21 protein-coding genes, 3 tRNA genes and 4 pseudogenes are annotated in these 16,341 nt (G+C 68.2%); 10 read left to right on the forward strand and 18 right to left on the reverse strand.

The features are described from left to right. Positions 1–51: 51 nt before the first annotated feature. From SY89_RS11235 to SY89_RS11300, 14 genes and pseudogenes are all read right to left on the reverse strand, one after another. The gene (locus SY89_RS11235; RefSeq protein ID WP_054584284.1) at positions 52–435 is read right to left on the reverse strand and encodes a cupin domain-containing protein; all 384 of its coding nucleotides are present in this window, start codon (positions 433–435) and stop codon (positions 52–54) included. Between the two features lie 306 nt (positions 436–741). Then, the gene (rpsB, locus tag SY89_RS11240; RefSeq protein WP_054584285.1) at positions 742–1,503 is read right to left on the reverse strand and encodes a 30S ribosomal protein S2; all 762 of its coding nucleotides are present in this window, start codon (positions 1,501–1,503) and stop codon (positions 742–744) included. Further along, positions 1,500–2,699 (reverse strand): phosphopyruvate hydratase, encoded by a 1,200-nt coding sequence (gene eno / locus SY89_RS11245; protein WP_054584286.1) that lies wholly within the window; start codon positions 2,697–2,699, stop codon positions 1,500–1,502. Before eno ends, rpsB begins: the two co-directional genes overlap by 4 nt. Next, positions 2,696–2,878: a DNA-directed RNA polymerase subunit K gene (locus SY89_RS11250; protein WP_054584287.1), complete on the reverse strand. Its 183-nt coding sequence runs from the start codon at positions 2,876–2,878 to the stop codon at positions 2,696–2,698. Before SY89_RS11250 ends, eno begins: the two co-directional genes overlap by 4 nt. Next, the gene (locus SY89_RS11255; protein ID WP_054584288.1) at positions 2,875–3,069 is read right to left on the reverse strand and encodes a DNA-directed RNA polymerase subunit N; all 195 of its coding nucleotides are present in this window, start codon (positions 3,067–3,069) and stop codon (positions 2,875–2,877) included. Before SY89_RS11255 ends, SY89_RS11250 begins: the two co-directional genes overlap by 4 nt. Positions 3,070–3,081: 12 nt before the next feature. After that, positions 3,082–3,479, reverse strand: a pseudogene (locus tag SY89_RS11260) (30S ribosomal protein S9). Next, a complete protein-coding gene (locus tag SY89_RS11265; RefSeq protein WP_054584290.1) occupies positions 3,473–3,910 on the reverse strand; it encodes a 50S ribosomal protein L13 in 438 nt (145 codons plus the stop codon). The pseudogene SY89_RS11260 and the gene SY89_RS11265 overlap by 7 nt, the downstream one beginning before the upstream one ends. Further along, the gene (locus SY89_RS11270; protein ID WP_054584291.1) at positions 3,907–4,263 is read right to left on the reverse strand and encodes a 50S ribosomal protein L18e; all 357 of its coding nucleotides are present in this window, start codon (positions 4,261–4,263) and stop codon (positions 3,907–3,909) included. Before SY89_RS11270 ends, SY89_RS11265 begins: the two co-directional genes overlap by 4 nt. 42 nt (positions 4,264–4,305) lie before the next feature. Next, positions 4,306–4,390 (reverse strand) — tRNA-Leu (locus tag SY89_RS11275). 117 nt (positions 4,391–4,507) lie between these two features. After that, positions 4,508–5,269 (reverse strand): DNA-directed RNA polymerase subunit D, encoded by a 762-nt coding sequence (locus SY89_RS11280; RefSeq protein ID WP_054584292.1) that lies wholly within the window; start codon positions 5,267–5,269, stop codon positions 4,508–4,510. 3 nt (positions 5,270–5,272) lie between these two features. Continuing rightward, positions 5,273–5,673 (reverse strand): annotated as a pseudogene (locus tag SY89_RS11285) (30S ribosomal protein S11). Then, positions 5,670–6,200 (reverse strand): 30S ribosomal protein S4, encoded by a 531-nt coding sequence (locus SY89_RS11290; RefSeq protein ID WP_054584294.1) that lies wholly within the window; start codon positions 6,198–6,200, stop codon positions 5,670–5,672. The pseudogene SY89_RS11285 and the gene SY89_RS11290 overlap by 4 nt, the downstream one beginning before the upstream one ends. Then, the gene (locus SY89_RS11295) at positions 6,197–6,715 is read right to left on the reverse strand and encodes a 30S ribosomal protein S13 (RefSeq protein WP_054584295.1); all 519 of its coding nucleotides are present in this window, start codon (positions 6,713–6,715) and stop codon (positions 6,197–6,199) included. Before SY89_RS11295 ends, SY89_RS11290 begins: the two co-directional genes overlap by 4 nt. 22 nt (positions 6,716–6,737) lie before the next feature. After that, a tRNA-Ser gene (locus SY89_RS11300) sits at positions 6,738–6,822 on the reverse strand. A 394-nt stretch (positions 6,823–7,216) separates the two neighbouring features. Here SY89_RS11300 and SY89_RS11305 point away from each other — a divergent pair. Next, entirely contained in the window at positions 7,217–8,722 is a 1,506-nt protein-coding gene (locus SY89_RS11305; RefSeq protein ID WP_054584296.1) for a lipopolysaccharide biosynthesis protein, read from the forward strand. A gap of 43 nt (positions 8,723–8,765) precedes the next feature. Here SY89_RS11305 and moaA read toward each other — a convergent pair whose 3' ends face one another. Next, on the reverse strand, positions 8,766–9,794 hold the full coding sequence (gene moaA, locus SY89_RS11310; protein ID WP_054584297.1) for a GTP 3',8-cyclase MoaA: 1,029 nt from the start codon (positions 9,792–9,794) through the stop codon (positions 8,766–8,768). 179 nt (positions 9,795–9,973) lie between these two features. On the opposite strand from moaA, the gene SY89_RS11315 reads away from it, so the two are divergent. The 3 genes and pseudogenes from SY89_RS11315 to SY89_RS11325 all read left to right on the forward strand — a co-directional run bounded on the left by SY89_RS11315 (position 9,974) and on the right by SY89_RS11325 (position 12,007). Beyond that, a complete protein-coding gene (locus SY89_RS11315) occupies positions 9,974–11,017 on the forward strand; it encodes an Mrp/NBP35 family ATP-binding protein (protein ID WP_054584298.1) in 1,044 nt (347 codons plus the stop codon). Beyond that, positions 11,007–11,306, forward strand: coding sequence for a hypothetical protein (locus tag SY89_RS11320; protein WP_054584299.1), 300 nt, complete (start codon positions 11,007–11,009; stop codon positions 11,304–11,306). The genes SY89_RS11315 and SY89_RS11320 overlap by 11 nt, the downstream gene beginning before the upstream one ends. A gap of 105 nt (positions 11,307–11,411) precedes the next feature. After that, positions 11,412–12,007 (forward strand): annotated as a pseudogene (locus tag SY89_RS11325) (uracil-DNA glycosylase). Between the two features lie 24 nt (positions 12,008–12,031). On the opposite strand, the gene SY89_RS11330 reads toward SY89_RS11325, so the two are convergent. Continuing rightward, the gene (locus SY89_RS11330; protein WP_054584300.1) at positions 12,032–12,241 is read right to left on the reverse strand and encodes a hypothetical protein; all 210 of its coding nucleotides are present in this window, start codon (positions 12,239–12,241) and stop codon (positions 12,032–12,034) included. Positions 12,242–12,348: 107 nt separating this feature from the next. On the opposite strand from SY89_RS11330, the gene SY89_RS11335 reads away from it, so the two are divergent. From SY89_RS11335 to SY89_RS11360, 6 genes are all read left to right on the forward strand, one after another. Then, the gene (locus SY89_RS11335) at positions 12,349–13,092 is read left to right on the forward strand and encodes a hypothetical protein (protein WP_054584301.1); all 744 of its coding nucleotides are present in this window, start codon (positions 12,349–12,351) and stop codon (positions 13,090–13,092) included. 43 nt (positions 13,093–13,135) lie between these two features. Continuing rightward, the gene (locus tag SY89_RS11340) at positions 13,136–13,396 is read left to right on the forward strand and encodes a hypothetical protein (protein ID WP_054584302.1); all 261 of its coding nucleotides are present in this window, start codon (positions 13,136–13,138) and stop codon (positions 13,394–13,396) included. A gap of 49 nt (positions 13,397–13,445) precedes the next feature. After that, a tRNA-Ser gene (locus SY89_RS11345) sits at positions 13,446–13,527 on the forward strand. A gap of 202 nt (positions 13,528–13,729) precedes the next feature. After that, on the forward strand, positions 13,730–14,053 hold the full coding sequence (locus SY89_RS11350; protein ID WP_054584303.1) for a DUF5785 family protein: 324 nt from the start codon (positions 13,730–13,732) through the stop codon (positions 14,051–14,053). 217 nt (positions 14,054–14,270) lie between these two features. Next, positions 14,271–14,573: a DUF7552 domain-containing protein gene (locus SY89_RS11355; protein ID WP_054584304.1), complete on the forward strand. Its 303-nt coding sequence runs from the start codon at positions 14,271–14,273 to the stop codon at positions 14,571–14,573. Beyond that, positions 14,570–15,358, forward strand: coding sequence for a DUF7260 family protein (locus SY89_RS11360; protein WP_054584305.1), 789 nt, complete (start codon positions 14,570–14,572; stop codon positions 15,356–15,358). Before SY89_RS11355 ends, SY89_RS11360 begins: the two co-directional genes overlap by 4 nt. A gap of 58 nt (positions 15,359–15,416) precedes the next feature. Here SY89_RS11360 and udk read toward each other — a convergent pair. Both udk and SY89_RS11370 read right to left on the reverse strand, forming a co-directional pair. Further along, positions 15,417–16,105, reverse strand: a pseudogene (gene udk / locus SY89_RS11365) (uridine kinase). Next, on the reverse strand, positions 16,102–16,338 hold the full coding sequence (locus SY89_RS11370) for a hypothetical protein (RefSeq protein WP_054584306.1): 237 nt from the start codon (positions 16,336–16,338) through the stop codon (positions 16,102–16,104). The pseudogene udk and the gene SY89_RS11370 overlap by 4 nt, the downstream one beginning before the upstream one ends. Positions 16,339–16,341 lie beyond the last annotated feature (3 nt).

Genomic DNA, 16,341 nt, shown 5'->3' on the forward strand with positions numbered 1-16,341 from the left:
CTCGCTCTCGATGGTTACAGTCGTTCCGACTGGCGGCGAGCCCCCGGCCGATCACGCCTCGCCGTGGGGGTCGTAGACGTGCACGTCACCCTCGGTCTGTGGCGCGCCGACAGCGAGCACCTCCGCGGCCCTGTCGGCGTCCGCCGGACAGTACGCGCGGTGGGGACTCCCCGCGTCGGCCGCGAACAGTTCGTCGGCGCCGACCGCGAACGTCCCCTCGGGCGTCTCGACCTCGATCTCGCCGGCGAGGACGTAGAACGCCTCCTCCTGCTCGTCGTGGTAGTGGTAGGCGAGCGGGATCTCCTCCCCGGGGGCAGCGCTGTAGCGGTTGAGCGCCACGTGTTCGAGGCCCGCGGCCCCGGTCAGTCGGCGAAGCTCACAGGGGCGGTCGGGCGTCGGCTCCACGGCCGCACTGTCGACAGTTCGGTAACCCATAGGCACAGCCTCGGCGACCGGCCGCAAAAGCCCGTCGAGGGGCGCAGTTTTCACGAGTGAGACACGCGGCGGGGAACTTTTGTACCACTCCGTGCAGGGTAGGGGTGTGGCGACACGCTGCCGCGGCGTGTCGGACGCGACCCCGTCGCGTCGTCGCCGGGCGTCGACTCCCCCAAAGACGCCCGGTGACCCGACTCCCGTCGGTCGGGTTTCCGACCGACATCCCCATCCGCTTTCGACCGTCGCGAGCGGCGGCGCCGTCGCTACTCGGGCGTAAAAACGATCGCAGAAACGTTCTCGACGGGCCTAGAGCCCGGCCTCGAAGTCTTCGAGGGCGTAGCTGGGCTCTGCGCCGCGTCGGTCGAGCGTCTCGTTGGCCAGCAGCCAGTAGACGACCGAGAGCGCGCGTCGGCCCTTGTTGTTGGTCGGGATGACCAGGTCGACGTTCGAGACGGCGTTGTTCGAGTCGCACATGGCGATGACGGGGATGCCGACCGTGATGGCCTCCTTCACCGCCTGGGCGTCACCGATCGGGTCGGTGACGACCACGACGTCCGGCTCGATGTAGCCGTCGTACTTCGGGTTCGTCAGGGTGCCCGGGATGAACCGACCCGTGCGGGCGCGGGCGCCGATGGCGTCCGCGAACTTCTCGGCCGGGAAGCGGCCGTACTGCCGCGAGGAGGTGACGAGCACCTGCTCGGGGTCGTAGTTGGAGAGGAACTCCGCGGCGGTCCGGATGCGGCCGTCGGTCTGGCTCACGTCGAGCACGTAGAGGCCGTCGTCGCGGACGCGGTGGATGAACCGCTCCATATCCTTCGTCTTCTGCTGGGTCCCGATGTGGACCCCAGCGGAGAGGTAGTCCTCGACCGGAATGAGGAGGTCTGCTTCCTCCTCGCCCTCCGGCATGACGTTCTCGTCGAACCGGGACTCCTCTTCCTCGGCCTCGTCGGCCTGTTCTGTCTCTGCCTCGTCGCTCGAGGCGCTCTCTGCCGCCGCCTCGGAGTCGGCGACCTCGTCGGTCACTTCCTCCTCGGCGGGTTCTGTGTCGTCGTTCTCGCTTTCGCTCATACAGCGTCCTCCGCGATGCGGATGAGTTCGTTGAGTTTGGCAGTTCGCTCGCCCCCGACAGTGCCCGTCTTGATGAACGGTGCGCCGGTCGCGACGGCGAGGTGTGCGATGGTCGTGTCCTCCGTCTCCCCCGATCGGTGGGAGATGACGGGCGTGAACCCGTTGCGGGTCGCGGTTTCGATGGCGTCGACCGCCAGCGAGAGCGTCCCGATCTGGTTGGGCTTGATCAGGATGCTGTTGCCAGCGGCCATCTCGATACCCTGCTGGAGTCGCTCGGTGTTGGTGACGAACAGGTCGTCACCACACAGCAGCGTCCTGTCGCCGACTCGATCGGTGAGTTCGGCGAACCCCGCGAAGTCGTTCTCCTCGAGGGGATCCTCGACGTACGCCAGTTCGTACTCCTCGACCAGGTCGGCGACGTAGTCGATCTGCTCCGCGGGCGATCGACTCGTCTCGCCGTACTGGTAGGCGTCGCCGTTCCAGAGCTCCGAGGCCGCCATGTCGAGGCCGAACGTGACCTCGAAACCGACGTCCTCGGCGACTCGCTCGCAGGCCTCGGCGACGATCTCAAACGCCTCGGCGTCGTCGATCGCCGGCGCCCACGCGCCCTCGTCACCTTTCGCGGCCGGGACGCCGCGCTCGGTGAGGAGTTCGCCGACGGTCTCGTGGACCGCGGCGTTGGCGAACGCCGCCTCCGCGACGGAGGGGGCGCCGACCGGCGCGGCGAGGAACTCCTGGATGTGGGTCGCGTCGGCGGCGTGCTCGCCGCCGCCCACGACGTTGCCCAGCGGTACCGGGAAGTTCTCGCCCCGGAAGGCGCCGCCGAGATGCTGATACAGCGGCGCCCCGAGCACGTCGGCGCCGGCCTTGGCGGCCGCCATCGAGATGGCGACCGCGCTGTTGGCGCCGATCTCCGAGAAGTTCTCGGTGCCGTCGGCGCCACGCAGGGCGGCGTCGACCTCGCGCTGGTTCCCCGCGTGGACAGTCTCCACGAGTCGGGGGACCGCGTGCTTTCGGGCCGCGGCGATAGCCTCACCGGGCGGGAGCTCGATCGCCTCGTGCTCGCCAGTGCTGGCCCCGGACGGGGCCGCCGCGCGGCCGAAGCCGCCCGACACCGTCAACACGTCGGCCTCCACCGTGGGGTTGCCACGGGAGTCGAGCACGCGTCGGAGCGAGACGCCGCTGATGCGCGTCATTTGCCCTCCCGTCGAACGGTGAACGGCAGCACACCGGCATCGTACTCCTCTGCCGCGATGAGGTACGGTTCGGTCCGCTCGGTCTCCACAAGCACCGGCGCGCCGTAGGACAGCTGCAGCGCTCGGGCGCCGATGATGCGGGCCTTCTCGTACCGGTTGAACTCGGTGTTCGTGCTCATTGGTAGGGGGAGACGACGTCCACCAGATCGCGGTGGCTGACCATCATGCGCCGGCAGCAGTGCCGATCGACGCCGAGGTCGTCGAGCACCGCTGCTGGGTCCTCGTCGCCGTCACGCGCTCGGTCTTCGAACTCCTCCCAGTGTTCCCCGATGACTTTGCCACACGAGAAACACCGGACGGGTATCATCATGGTTTGATCACCTCAGCGGTAGGACTTCTGGTAACGGGCACGCGCGCCGGGCCCGCCCCACTTCTTCGGCTCGGACTGCCGGGAGTCGTTCACCAGCAGCGAGCGGTCGAACTCCATGTAGGCGTCGCGGAGCTCGGCGTCCTGCAGGTGCTGGACGAGTCCACGCGCGATGGCGGTGCGGGCGGCGTCTGCCTGTCCCGCGAACCCGCCGCCGGAGATCGACACGTCGATGTCGACCCCTCACGGAGTTCGTCGCCGGCGATGCGGAACGGCTCCAGCATCTTGAGCCGGGCAAGCTCCGGTTCGACCAGCTCGACGGGCTGGGAGTTGATGCGAACGCGACCCTCGCCCTCGCTCACGGTGGCGCGGGCGACGGCCGTCTTCTTCTTGCCGGACGTGTTCGTTACCATGTCTTGTTGGCGCCGAGGGTCTCGGAGATCTCACCGAGAGTGGTGAACTTGATGTTCGAGAGCCGGTCGAGCGAGGTGCCCTCGAGCACCTCGCCGTCCCGATCGTGGGGGTTGCCCACGTAGATTCGGATGTTCTCGAAGGCCTCGCGGCCACGGTCCTGCTTGTACGGAAGCATGCCGCGCACGGATCGCTTGAAGATGCGGTCCGGGCGCTTGGGGTAGTACGGCCCCGAATCGGAGCCCAGATTCGCCCGCGTGCGATAGGTCTCCATCGTGGCCTCCTCGTTACCGGTGATCACCGCCTCCTCGGCGTTGATCACGGCGACGCGGTCCCCGGCGAGCGCGCGCTGTGCGATCTCGCTGGCGACACGGCCCATGATGCAGTCACGGGCGTCGACGACGACGTCGGCCTCCCACTCGGCGACGCTCATCGAATCACCCGCACGTTGCTGCCTTCGGGGTTGTTTTCGAGTGCCTGTTCGAGCTGCACCGCCTCGCCGACCTGGTCGATCTTCTTCCGGGCGGTGCCGGAGAAGCTGACCGCGGCGACGGTGACGTCCTTCTGGAGCACACCGCTGCCGAGTACCTTGCCGGGCACGACGACGGTCTCGTCCTCCTGGGCGTATCGCTCGATACGACCCAGGTTGACCTCGGCGTGCGTGCGGCGCGGCTTCTCGAGTCGGTCGGCGACGTCGGCCCACACGTTGGCGCCAACGTCACGCGAGACCGACTTGAGCTCGGCGATGAGGCTCCCTAGTCTCGGGTTCGTCTTGTTGCTACTCATGGATTAACCTCTAGCGTGGAGTTGCCTCCGGAAAACTGAGAGTGCAGGGAGCAGGATTTGAACCTGCGGACCTCTACAGGACAGCGCCCTGAACGCTGCGCCGTTGGCCTGACTTGGCTATCCCTGCCTGCACTCTCGCCTACTCGATGTCCCTTGAAAGCGGTTTCGGTCCGCACCCACGACGCGCCGGCGCCGCGGCTCCCGGTTCGGGGGCTGGCGTCGGAGTGTCGTGGGGTCCAGGTCATCAGACTGCGACTTTCTCTTGCAGTTCGTCCGCGCGCGACTCGATCGAGTCGATACCGCGGAGCACCAGTTCTTCGACCGTCATGGAGCCGTCCGTCTCCACGTGGAAGACGAACGCCCCGGGGACGTCCTCGACTTCGAGTTCCTTCCCGGGGTAGCGCTCGGTCAGGTCGTGATCGAACTCGTCGGTGGGGACCAGCTCACCCTCCTCGGTCTCGATGACCCCGCGGAGAATGTTGGTCTCCTCCTCGTCGAACTCGCCGCGGTCGCCGACGACCGACACCTTACGCAGGTGGCGGTAGCCGACCGCGACGCCCCCAGACTGCTTGGCGTGGCTCTTGCCGTCGTCGAGGACGGCTTCGGCCTCCAGCTCGATGCGCTGGTTCTCGCCGCTAGGGTTCTCGTTGAGTTGGATGATCGGGATATCTTCGTCGGCCGGCTTGACGTCCGGATCCGAGGACTCGAGATCCCCGGAGTACGCCGTGTCCGGCCCCTCGACGTCGAGCGAGAGGGTGACGGTGTCACCGTACTCGAAGTCGTCGGGCGTCGTCAGCGGGACGAGCCCGAGTCGGAGCCCGATCATCTCGTCGAACATCACCGAGGAGTTCTCGACGACGCGGAGCGTGTCGATGCTCAGCGTGGGCACGTCCGCGATCATCGCCCGGCGAAGCCCGTTGGCGAACGCCGGGGTGAGACCGCGCACGAGGATCCGCGCCTCGCGGTCGTCGCCTCGGATGAACTCGACGTCGAATTCGTCTGCCATGTGTTACAGTCGGTTCTTCTTGGGTGCGCGCGTCCCGTCGTGGGGAAGCGGGGTGACGTCCTCGATGCGACCGATCTCGAGCCCGGCGCGGGCCAGCGCACGGATCGTCGCCTGCGCGCCCGGCCCGGGGACTTGGTGTCGTTGCCGCCCGGTCCGCGAACGCGGACGTGGACGCCGCCGATGCCGGCGGCCTTCACGTCCTCGACGACCGCCTCGGCCATCTGCATGGCCGCGTACGGCGACGCCTCGTCGCGGTTCTGCTTCACGACCGTCCCACCGGAGGACTTCGCGACCGTCTCGGCGCCGGTGGCGTCGGTCACCGTGATCAGCGTGTTGTTGAACGACGCGAACACGTGTGCGATGCCCCACTTCTCGCCGTCGGCTGTGGTCTCGCTCTCGCTCATTCGTCTTGACCCTCCGCACGTGCGGGGTGGAGTTCGTCGGCCAGCACGGAGTTCTCGTCGAACTCGATGCTGTCCTCCTCGTCGACGGTCACGAACTTCGAGGGCTCGGTCATCCGAGCGCCGTCGACGGTGACGTGGCCGTGGACGAGGAACTGTCGAGCCTGCTGGGGCGTCGACGCCAGCCCCTGCCGGTAGACGACGGTCTGGAACCGACGCTCGAGCACGTCGGTTTCGTCGAGGTTCAGCACCTCGGTGATGTCATCGTTCTCGTTGAGGATGCCGATCTTCCGGAGCCGGGCGACGAACTCGCTACCGCGTTCGTTCGCCGTCTCGACGTCGCCCTGTGCGTCGCCGAGCAGCCGTCGAGCCTCGCGACGGAAGTCACGCAGGCGCGACTGGGCGCGCCAGAGCTCCTCTTTGCTCTCGAGTCCGTAGCGATCGACCAGCCCGGCCTCCTCGGCGATACGCTCGCCCTGGAACGGGTGGTTCGGTGTCTCGTAGCGTTTGGTTGCGTTTCCGGTCGTCATTCTTCATCACCGGCTGCGTCTTCTTCCATCTCCTCGCGGATCTCCTCGATGTTGACCCCGATGGTCCCCTCGGTTCGACCCGTGGACTTGGTCCGCTGTCCGCGGACCTTCTGCCCGCGCTCGTGGCGGACGCCCTTGTAGGAGCTGATCATCTTCATGCGGTTGATGTCGTGGCGCCGGGACTCCTCGAGGTCGCTCCCGGTCACGTGGGTGGTCTCGCCGGAGAAGAAGTCCTTCTGCCGGTTCGCCATCCACGAGGGAACGTGATCCCCGAGGTTCTCGACGACCTCGACGACACTGTTGATATCGTCGTCGTCGAGGCGTCCGAACGTCGCCTGCCGGTCGACGTCCGCCTCGTCGGCGACGATGCGCGCCATGCGCTTGCCGATGCCTTTGAGTTCGCTGAGGGACCGCTCGACGGATTTCGTCCCGTCCAGGTCGGTCTGCCCGATCCGGACGAAGTACTGGAGGTCCTCCTCCTCCGCCTCGCCGTCCGCTGGTTCTTCTGCACTCATATCTGGTTGGTGTCGGTGCGAGCGTTGCGGCGGGGATTTGAACCCCGGAGGCTGTGCGCCACAGAGTTAGCAACCCTGCGCCTTGGGCCAGGCTAGGCTACCGCAACCCGCGTGCTGGTATCGTCGCCCGTCGAGCCAATCCGACTCGTGGACTCGGGACACGGCGCCCCTACAGTTCACTACACTCTTCGATTCCGGGACTGGATACTTAAACATCACGGAACGGGGGAGGTGTGTGAGAGGCAAACACCGACGGACGGCGTCGACGTGTTTGCGGTCCCGACGACACAGTACCGGGGCTCGTTCTCGAGCGAACATCGTCGTCGCCAATCTGTCCCCCGCACGTCGCCGCCCGAGGAACTCGCAGGTGTCGGGTGCCATCTCGGTCACACCGACCGGCACTCACGACGCTCGGTACCACACTCTACGAGGCCGTGCTGATAGATCACACACCCCCGGCGGACCGCCGGATTTTTTCCGCCGTTCCGGGTAGGCCGGCGCGTGCCCGCCGACGGATCACCCGACGAAGAAGCTGTTGACGACGTGACTCGTCGGCTCGACGACGCCCTGGAACGGGTCGCCCACGGCGCCGCGGTCTCGGTGCCGAGCATCCTGCTCCAGCGCGGGCTCACCGTCGTCTTCACCGCCGCGCTCACGAACGGCCTTGGCGCGGCGCCGTACGGCCTGTTCGCGCTCGCTCGGCGCATCCAGCGCTTCCTCGCCCGTATCGTGCTGGGGTTCCGGAACGGGCTGAGTCGCTTCCTGCCGACCGCCGACCAGGAAGAGCGGGACGCGCTGGCGACGTTCGCGTCGCTGCTGCTGCTCGGGGTCGCCACCGTCTTCGGCGTCGGCCTGTTTCTCGCGGCGCCGCGGATCACGTCGATGGCGGACCAGACCGCGCAGTTCGAGCTGCTCGTGCGGGTGTTCGCGCTCGGGATGCCCGCGAGCGTCTGGCTGTTTACCGTGACCGAGGTGCTGCGCGGCATCGAGGCGGTCGCGCCCCTGAACCTCACGCTGCGGCTGGCGTTCCCCGCCGCGCAGTTGGTCGTCGGCGTCGTCGGCGCCTTCGTCGTCGGCGACATCGTGTTCGTCGCCGGCGGCGTGCTGGCCGTGATGGGGCTGACCGGCGTCGCGGCCGCAGTCTGGATCGTCCGCGCACGCGGGTTCCGCCCGCGCCTGCGCGGTCCGGGGCTCCCCGCGCTCCGCCGTCGCTACCTCGAGTACACAGTCCCGCTGTTTCTCGGCGGCATCGCGACCACGACACAGCGCCTCGGCTTCTACCCGCTGATCGCCGTGTTCCTCTCGGGGGTGGCCGGCGGCGTGTTCGCGGTCGGCGTGCTGGTCTCTCAGCTCGTTCGCCTGCCGCTGATGGCGATCAACCAGTTCATCCCGCCGGTCGCCGCCGCGCTCAACGAGGAGGGCCACGACGACGCGCTCTCGCGGCTGTATCACGTCACCAGCCGGCTCGTGCTCGTCGGCGTCGTCGCCGCCGCCGTGCCCGTCGTCGTCTACCGCGAGACCGTGATGGCCGCGTTCGGCCCGACGTTCACCGAGTACGCGCCGCTGTTGACGCTGTTCGTGCTGGCCCAGATCGCGGCCTGCGCCGCTGGCAGCGTGGGGATCCTGCTCCGCATGACGGACCACCAGCAGGCGCTGCTCGTCACCAACGTCGGGATCACGACCGTGCTCGCGATCGTCGCCGTCCCGCTCACCGTGGAGTTCGGGCTCGCGGGCGTCGTCTGGACGTACCTGCTGATGCTCACGCTCAACAACGGGATCGAGGTCGCCGTCCTCTACCACCTCGAAGGGCTCCAGCCGTTCACGAAGCGCCACAGCTACCCCCTGGTGGCGGCGCTGCCGTTCGGGGGGTCGCGCTCGTCGCGCGGGCGCTCGCTCCGGGCGTCGTCGGCGCCGTCGTCGGCACGCTGCTCGGGCTGGCGGCGTTCGCGGCGACGCTCAGGACGTTGGGGTTCACGCCGGTCGAGCGGCGGCTGGCGTCGACGTTGATCGAGCGGTACGGAGAACTGCTCCCGGGGCGATAGCGGACGGCTCAGTCCGCGGCGGAGATGTACTTCTCGTTGATCTCGTACTCGCCGCGCTCGTTCTCGACGAGATACTCCCCGTAGTAGGGGACGCGCTCGGCGACGACCTGCTCGAACGCCTCGCGGATCTCCTCGCGGCTCATCTCGCCCATCGACTGCAGGTCGTCGTTGCGGTTGAGACAGCCCTTCAGGTACCCCTCGTGGGTCACCCGGACCCGGCCGCAGTTGGCACAGAAGTCGGCGTTCTCGACGGGATCGACGATCTCGATCATCCCGCCCTGGAACTCGTCGAGCTCGGACGGCTGGGGGTCGGCGGCGACGGATTCGGCGGCCTCGGGGTTGACGAAGTAGCGCTTCCGGTCGTGCATCTCCCGGTGTTCGACGTGGTCGGCGATCTCCGCGAGCCAGTCGTGGACGCGCTGGATGTCGATGTTCCACTCCGGCCGGCCGGTGAGTTCGGGCATGTACTCGATCAGCTGGAGCTGGAGCCCCTCGTTCTCGGCGACGTGGTCGACCATCCCCTCGACGTAGCCAGCGGTGTGCTCGAACACGACCATGTTGAGCTTCACCGGCGCGAGCCCGGCGTCGACGGCGGCCTGGACGCCCTCCATGACCTTGTCGTAGGCGCCCGATTTGGTGATCTCGGCGAACTCCTCGGGGTCGAGCGCGTCCTGCGAGACGTTCACGCGGTCGAGCCCCGCCTCCTTCAGCTCCTCGGCACGGCCCGGTAGAAACGTCCCGTTGGTCGTCATCGAGACCTCCATCGAGTCCGGGGCCCGACGGATGATCTCCGCCAAGTCCTCGCGAAGCATCGGCTCGCCGCCGGTGAGCTTCACCGAGTCGACGCCGTACTCCGCGACCACATTCAGGAAGCGAACCACGTCGTCGGTACCCATCTCGTCGTCGCCGGGCTCCATCGGGCCGCGCGTGTCGCCGAGTCCCTCGTTGTGGCAGTAGACACAGTCGAAGTTACACCGGTCGGTGAGGGAGACGCGGACGCCCGTCACCTCGCGACCGAACTCGTCCGAGAGCGGCATTAGCTAACTGTTCGTCCGAACGGGCTTAAGGGTCCGGGTGGCGACACCCAATTTGTAACTGGTTCCGGTTACTTCAACCCGGCTGTGAACGCGCGAGCGGGTTCAAAATCGGCCTCGGAGCGAGGGGGCACTAATACCGGGTTCAAAACCCTCATTAGCGGAACGCGCTACCTCCCGCTATGGACGAAGCCGCCGTACGCGACCTGCTCGCGGAGGTCGAGGATCCGTCCCTCGGCGACGATCTCGTGTCGCTGGGACTGGTCAACGCCATCGAGGTCGAGGACGGGACCGCCAAGATATCGCTGGCCCTCGGCGCGCCGTACGCGCCTCACGAGTCGGCGATCGCCGCGGAGGTCCGGGAGAAGATCCAGGCCGCCGGCCTCGCGGTCGACCTCTCGGCCAACATCCCCGACGACCAGGCCGACGACGACCAGGTGCTGCCGGGCGTGAAGAACATCATCGCCGTCGCCTCCGGGAAAGGCGGCGTCGGCAAGTCGACGATGGCGGTCAACATCGCGGCCGGGCTGTCGAAACTCGGCGCCGAAGTCGGCCTGTTCGACGCCGACGTGTACGGGCCGAACGTCCCGCGAATGCTCGACGCCGACGAGGCGCCGCGGGCGACCGACGAGGACACCATCATCCCGCCGGAGAAGTTCGGCGTGAAACTGATGTCGATGGCGTTTCTCTCGGGCGAGGACGACCCCGTCATCTGGCGGGGGCCGATGGTTCACAAGCTCCTGACCCAGCTCGTCGAGGACGTGGAGTGGGGTGAACTCGACTACATGGTGCTCGACCTGCCGCCGGGGACGGGCGACACCCAGCTGACCATCCTCCAGACGCTGCCGCTGACTGGGTCGGTCGTCGTCACGACGCCCCAGGAGGTCGCCGTCGACGACGCCCGGAAGGGGCTGCGGATGTTCGGCAAGCACGAAACGCCGGTGCTCGGGATCGCCGAGAACATGGCCTCGTTCCGCTGTCCGGACTGTGGCAGCGAGCACGAGATCTTCGGCGAGGGCGGCGGGCGGACCCTGGCCGACGAGAACGACCTGCCGTTCCTCGGCGGCATCCCCATCGATCCGGCGATCCGCCAGGGCGGCGACGAGGGGAAGCCGGTCGTCCTGCGCGAGGGCGAGACCGCCGACGCGTTCCGCGTGCTGACCGAGAACGTCGCGAACAACGTCGGCGTGATCCGTCGACAGAGCGTCCAGCAGCATGGCTGGTGAGGACGGCGACGACGCCGCCGGGAACGGGGACGACGACTGGCAGATGGCGCCCGACGCCGAGGCGACGTTCCCCGAGGACGCCCCGAAGCGGGAGACGCTGCGGGAAGTCGCCGACGAGATCCGCGCCCGCGACGACTCCTCCGAGGCGGCACAGATCGGGGCGTTTCTCTACCGCGTCTCCGACCTCTACAAGGAGGGCGAGGAGACCTCGATCCCGGAGATCTACATGAACATGCGCCACATCCTCGAAGTCCGGGAGCAGGGCGGGCTCAACCCCGACGAGGAGTAGCCGGCTCGTTCTCGCTGTCGGTCGCCCGGAACCGTTTTCCCCCGCGGTCGGCAACCACCAGCGAACGTGGACGCCCACCAGGACGAACTCGCGAACCCGTTCGCGATGGACGAAGACTGCCGGAACTGTCCGGCGCTCGCCGACTGCCGCAACCAGGTAGTGCACGGCTACGGCGACGCCGGCGCGGAGTTCGTCTTCGTCGGCGAAGCCCCATCGTCGGGCGCCGACGCGACCGGGGTGCCGTTCACCGGCGACGACGCCGGCCAGCGAGTGCAGCGCATCCTCGGCGAACTCGGCTTCTCGCGGTCACCCCGGACGCCGCGGAGCCGGACCTCCAGAACGTCTACCTCACCTACCTCTCGCGCTGTCGCAACCCCGAGCGGGCGGCAACCGACGAGGAACTCCGGAACTGCGAGCCGTTTCTCAACGCCGAACTCCGGATGATCAACCCACACATCATCGTCCCCGTGGGCGACCGGGCGCTCCGGGCGCTCGCGATCGAGTACACCACCCGCGCGCCCGAGAGCTTCGACGTGGTCGAGGAACACGCGACCACGGTCCGGGGGCGTGGGTTCGAACTCGTCCCCATGATCCCGCCCGCGGCCCAGACCGACGAACAGGAGGCCGCGTTCGTCGAGCACGTGAAAGAGAACGTGTTCTCGCGGGACTATCGGCAGACGAAAGGTCGCAGGAGCCGGTAACGGTCGCGACGGTTCGCTCGGGAGTTACGACCAGTAGGCGGTTTCTGTCGGCCGATCGCCGGTGCCGGCGGCGACGCCAACGACGACGGCCACGACACAGAGTGCGAACGTCGCCCCGCTCGCCGCCATCGTCGGCGAACCGGGGAGCAGTCGGACGAACGTCGCGAGCCCGCCCAGCGCCAGCGCCGAAATGACGCCGGAGGCGAGCAGGCCGAGCGCGCGGGAGTCGAGCATACCGGGGGATCGGCTGGCAATCGCTTAAGCGCGGCGCTCCCCGTGGCGTCGACGCCCGCCGACCGCGACCCGCCGGATTGAAGCGCGCCGCGAGCCGAGAGTGACCGATGACAACCGTCGTCCTGCTGGCCGACCCGCCACGTCCCGGCCTCCGGTTTCCCGACCTCGCGGCGACGAGCCCGTTGAACGAGTCGGAGGTCGCCGAACTCGCCGGCGCGATCGATCGCGACGCCATGCGGGCCATCGAGCGCTCCGGCGCCGACCTGCTCGTGAACTACCGCCCCGAGGACCTGCTCGACGAGGCCCACCGCACCGAGGTGTCGCCCGAGGCGGAGATCCGCGCGCTGGCTGCTGACGCCGTCTCGGACGTGGGCGAGGTGCGCTTCGAGCCACAGGTCGGCTCGACCCCGAGCGCGCGCGTCGGCAACACCGTCACCCACCTGCTCCGCGAGGAGGGGGCCCGCTCGGTCGCGGTGCTCCCCGGCACCACCCCGTTCATCACCCGAGCGGGGATCGACTCCGCGGCGATGAAACACCGGAGCAACGACGTGGTGCTCGGTCCGGGCCCGGGCGGGTCGGTGTACTACGCCGGCTTCTCCGACACCGTCGACTTCACCGACGCGATGACGCCGCCGGCGCTGAACACGATCGCGGAGCTGGCCCGCGGCGAGGACCACGAGACGGCGTTCCTCCCGACACAGCCGACGGTCCGGACCGGCGACGAACTCGCGAGCGTCGTCGCGGAGCTCCGTGCCCGCGTCGCCGCCGGCCGCGCCGTGCCGGATTTCACCGCGGCGCTGATCGAGGAGTACGGGCTGATCGTCGACGAGGACGGGCTCACGCGGCAGTAGCGCCAGCCCAACGGTTTTCACACCGCTCGGCCAATCGGGGACCATGTCGGTACGAAACGGCAAGCGTCTCCGCTACCCCCTCGGTGTCGTCGCGCTCGTCGTGGGGATCGGCCTCCTCCAAGGCGTGCTCGAGCTACTCGTCCAGCGAGCCGTCGCCGGCGGGCTCCCCACGTGGCTGCCGACGCTCGGGACGACCGGCCAGACGGTGACGGCGTACGTACTGGCTGGCAACGCGTACACCTACCTGCTCGTTCCCGCGGCGGCGTTCTGGCTCGGCGTGCGTTACGCCCGGGCCGCCGCCTGAGGGTGGTCCGATAGCTTCAACCCTCCCGAGGGGAAACGGAGGGTTGTCTGGTGGGATGGCAGAGTGGCCTATTGCGCCGGTCTTGAAAACCGGTGGCGTCAGCCTCCTGGGTTCAAATCCCAGTCCCACCGTCGTCTCCGAACGAACGTGAGGAGCGACGCGTGTCGGATTTGCTCCCTGCGAGACGCGCACAGCGGCGGAGCGAGCACGTCTCGATCCGGTTCAAATCCCGGTCCCACCGCATCCAAACCACCGAGCGGTTCGCTTCTCGCTAGCGGCGCCGAACCACGTCGAACGCAAAGGCTTTGGGCCGGTCGGGCCAACCCCCAGATAATGAGCGACGCCGACGACTGGCCCCACGATCCGGACGGCGAGGAGGGAAGCGAAGGCCGGCGCAAGTACGGCCACGCCGTACTGGCCAAGAAGATCGACGAGGACGAGGACTTCCCGCTGACTGCCGAGGAGTACGTCGCCGACTACGGCGACCACCCGGTGCGGATCAGCTACGAGCAGGTCGTCTCCGTCGAGGAGATCTTCGAGAACGTCGAGAAGGAGGAGTTCGCGGACTTCGTCGAGTTCCACGAGACTCTCGGGGAAGTGATGCGCGAGAACGGCTACTGGTTCTACGAAGGCGCCGAGCAGTTCGTCGACGCCTGAACACGGCCCGCAGTTCTCTGTCACGCGTCCCCCGAAGCCGTGACGCCGTGCTCCGCCTCTTTTGGGCCGACCTAAAAGCCGAAACCACTAAATGCTTTTAGGCAAGCCTAAAGAGTATGCGACGGGCAGGCATCCACACACTCGCCGACCGATCCAGCGGACGCGCGGGCACCCCCTCGGCCCCCGCAAGCGCCGGTGGCCGGCCTGGGGTGGAGCGATGACGGAGGGGAAGCTCTGCCGTCTGCGTGAGCGTATCGAGTCCCTCGCGAGCGACGGCGGGGAGTACTACCTCGTCTGTGGCCGCTACGGGGACCGGCCGGTACCGGCCGACGCCTGTCGGTTCGACGAGCCGACGGCGGCGCGGCGGGCGGCGACGCTGACCGAGGAGTATCGCGCCGCGCTGCGGGAGTACGACCCTGCCCTCCCGCAGTACGACATCGTGGTTCGCCAGACACCCGACATCGGCACAACGGCCTCGCCCGCGGACACCATCGAGTCGGCGCCGGAGGACGGGCGATGATCGAGACGCACGTCGACGGCGCGACGGAAGCGGTCGAGCGGGAACGGGCGGCGCTCACCGAGCAGGGGGCCGCCTACGAGGAGTTTCGCCGCCGAGTCGCGTCGCTGTCGACGACGGAGAGACGCCCCGGGAGCGCTGGGGCGACTGTTCACGGGGGCGGCGCGGCGCGGACCGCCAGGGCCGACACCGGCGGGGCCGCCTGCGAACGGGTCCGGGAGACGTTCGCCGAGACGGTCCGACCGCACAGCATCGACGACGTGGGTGAGGAGCCGCTGCTCGAGACGATCCGCGAGGAGCTCGGCGACGGGGTCGCCCTGGCGCTGGCGCCGACGACCGACGCGGGGTTCACGCCCAAGACGAAGCAGGCGGTCCTCACGGCCGCGCGAGAACGCTCGAGGGGGATCGAGGCGACGCTCGCATCTATCGACAGCGAACTCGAGTCGCTCGAGGGGGCCGCGGACGTGGTGGCGGAACTCACCGAGTGGCTGGTGGCAGCGGACGAGACCCCGCTGTCGTCGCTGGGGTTCGACGCGCTCCGCGACCGCCACGAGCGACTGGCCGCCTATCGCGCGCGGTGTGACAGCCTCCTCACCGAGCGCCAGGAGCTGTTGGCGTCGACAACCGGGCGGAACCGGTCGGCCGACGTGACCCACCGGTCGCTCGTGCGATATCTCTACAGCTCGTTTCCGGTCGTCTACCCGGTACTCTCGACGGTGACGCGACTGGTCGACTTGCTCGGCGACTGCCAGCGGGCGGTTCGATCCCACCTGACCCGGCGGGCGTGAGAAGGGAGTCGGCGCCGCCATCGGCGACCGGTCGCCGAGCCGTGAACCGCTGGGTCGATCACTCGTTGTCGAGCGACATCCGCTCGCCCAACTGCTGTTCGATCGCCCCGCGTTCCCACGTGCGGGTCCCCTCGCCTTCGACTTCGGACTCGATCTTCTCCTCGAGGAGGTTCACGGCCACCGAGTTCGCGCCCTCGGGATGATCAGGTCGGCGTGCTTCTTCGTCGGTTCGATGAACTGCTCGTGCATCGGTTTCACCGTCGAGAGATACTGGTCCATCACGTCTTCGAGCGCCCGGCCGCGCTGGACCACGTCGCGCTTGATCCGCCGAAGGATCCGCACGTCGGCGTCGGTCTCGACGTACAGCCGGAGATCCATCATGTCGTTGATGGTCTCGTCGTACAGCGCGAGGATCCCCTCGACGATGATCACGTCGGTCGGGAGCACCGTGACGCGCTCGTCCTTGCGGTTGTGGATCTCGAAGTCGTACTGGGGCATCTCCACGGCCTGGCCCTCAGAGAGCGCACGCAGATGCTCACACAGCAGCTCCCACTCGAACGCCTCGGGGTGGTCGTAGTTGATCTCCTCGCGCTCCTCGCGGTCGAGGTGGCTCAGATCCTTGTAGTAGTTGTCGATCGGGATGCGAGTTACCGACTCCCCGACGCGCTCGGTGATCAGGCGGGCGACCGTCGTCTTGCCGGCGCCGGTGCCGCCGGCGATGCCGACCACGAACGAGGGGATACTCATCGCACGGTGCGAGGAGAGCGCGGCGTTTCAAACTGCTGTTTCGGAGCGCTCCGTGGGTTAGCCGGCCAGTTCCAGTTCGTTCGCGACGAGGAAGGCGCCGGCGACGCCGAGGGTGAGAACCGCCCCCAGAACGCGATCACCGGCTCGCTCCAGCCGTCGACAGCGGTGACGGCGGCGATCCACCCCAGCAGTCCGGTCCCGAGCACGAATCCGGCGTCGAACTTCTCGACCATACG

Source organism: Halolamina pelagica, from assembly GCF_001307315.1.
In the GTDB taxonomy this organism is placed as follows: domain Archaea; phylum Halobacteriota; class Halobacteria; order Halobacteriales; family Haloferacaceae; genus Halolamina; species Halolamina pelagica_B.

Bases quoted from the DNA above. Each gene is read 5' to 3' on its own strand.
- eno (WP_054584286.1), bottom strand. From the start codon at position 2,699: ATGACGCGCATCAGCGGCGTCTCGCTCCGACGCGTGCTCGACTCCCGT.
- SY89_RS11355 (WP_054584304.1), top strand. From the start codon at position 14,271: ATGACGGAGGGGAAGCTCTGCCGTCTGCGTGAGCGTATCGAGTCCCTC.
- SY89_RS11370 (WP_054584306.1), bottom strand. From the start codon at position 16,338: ATGGTCGAGAAGTTCGACGCCGGATTCGTGCTCGGGACCGGACTGCTG.
- SY89_RS11290 (WP_054584294.1), bottom strand. From the start codon at position 6,200: ATGACGACCGGAAACGCAACCAAACGCTACGAGACACCGAACCACCCG.
- SY89_RS11335 (WP_054584301.1), top strand. From the start codon at position 12,349: ATGACAACCGTCGTCCTGCTGGCCGACCCGCCACGTCCCGGCCTCCGG.
- SY89_RS11350 (WP_054584303.1), top strand. From the start codon at position 13,730: ATGAGCGACGCCGACGACTGGCCCCACGATCCGGACGGCGAGGAGGGA.
- moaA (WP_054584297.1), bottom strand. From the start codon at position 9,794: ATGCCGCTCTCGGACGAGTTCGGTCGCGAGGTGACGGGCGTCCGCGTC.
- SY89_RS11340 (WP_054584302.1), top strand. From the start codon at position 13,136: ATGTCGGTACGAAACGGCAAGCGTCTCCGCTACCCCCTCGGTGTCGTC.
- SY89_RS11320 (WP_054584299.1), top strand. From the start codon at position 11,007: ATGGCTGGTGAGGACGGCGACGACGCCGCCGGGAACGGGGACGACGAC.
- SY89_RS11315 (WP_054584298.1), top strand. From the start codon at position 9,974: ATGGACGAAGCCGCCGTACGCGACCTGCTCGCGGAGGTCGAGGATCCG.
- SY89_RS11235 (WP_054584284.1), bottom strand. From the start codon at position 435: ATGGGTTACCGAACTGTCGACAGTGCGGCCGTGGAGCCGACGCCCGAC.
- SY89_RS11250 (WP_054584287.1), bottom strand. From the start codon at position 2,878: ATGAGCACGAACACCGAGTTCAACCGGTACGAGAAGGCCCGCATCATC.
- SY89_RS11265 (WP_054584290.1), bottom strand. From the start codon at position 3,910: ATGAGCGTCGCCGAGTGGGAGGCCGACGTCGTCGTCGACGCCCGTGAC.
- SY89_RS11360 (WP_054584305.1), top strand. From the start codon at position 14,570: ATGATCGAGACGCACGTCGACGGCGCGACGGAAGCGGTCGAGCGGGAA.
- SY89_RS11255 (WP_054584288.1), bottom strand. From the start codon at position 3,069: ATGATGATACCCGTCCGGTGTTTCTCGTGTGGCAAAGTCATCGGGGAA.
- rpsB (WP_054584285.1), bottom strand. From the start codon at position 1,503: ATGAGCGAAAGCGAGAACGACGACACAGAACCCGCCGAGGAGGAAGTG.
- SY89_RS11270 (WP_054584291.1), bottom strand. From the start codon at position 4,263: ATGAGTAGCAACAAGACGAACCCGAGACTAGGGAGCCTCATCGCCGAG.
- SY89_RS11295 (WP_054584295.1), bottom strand. From the start codon at position 6,715: ATGAGTGCAGAAGAACCAGCGGACGGCGAGGCGGAGGAGGAGGACCTC.
- SY89_RS11280 (WP_054584292.1), bottom strand. From the start codon at position 5,269: ATGGCAGACGAATTCGACGTCGAGTTCATCCGAGGCGACGACCGCGAG.
- SY89_RS11330 (WP_054584300.1), bottom strand. From the start codon at position 12,241: ATGCTCGACTCCCGCGCGCTCGGCCTGCTCGCCTCCGGCGTCATTTCG.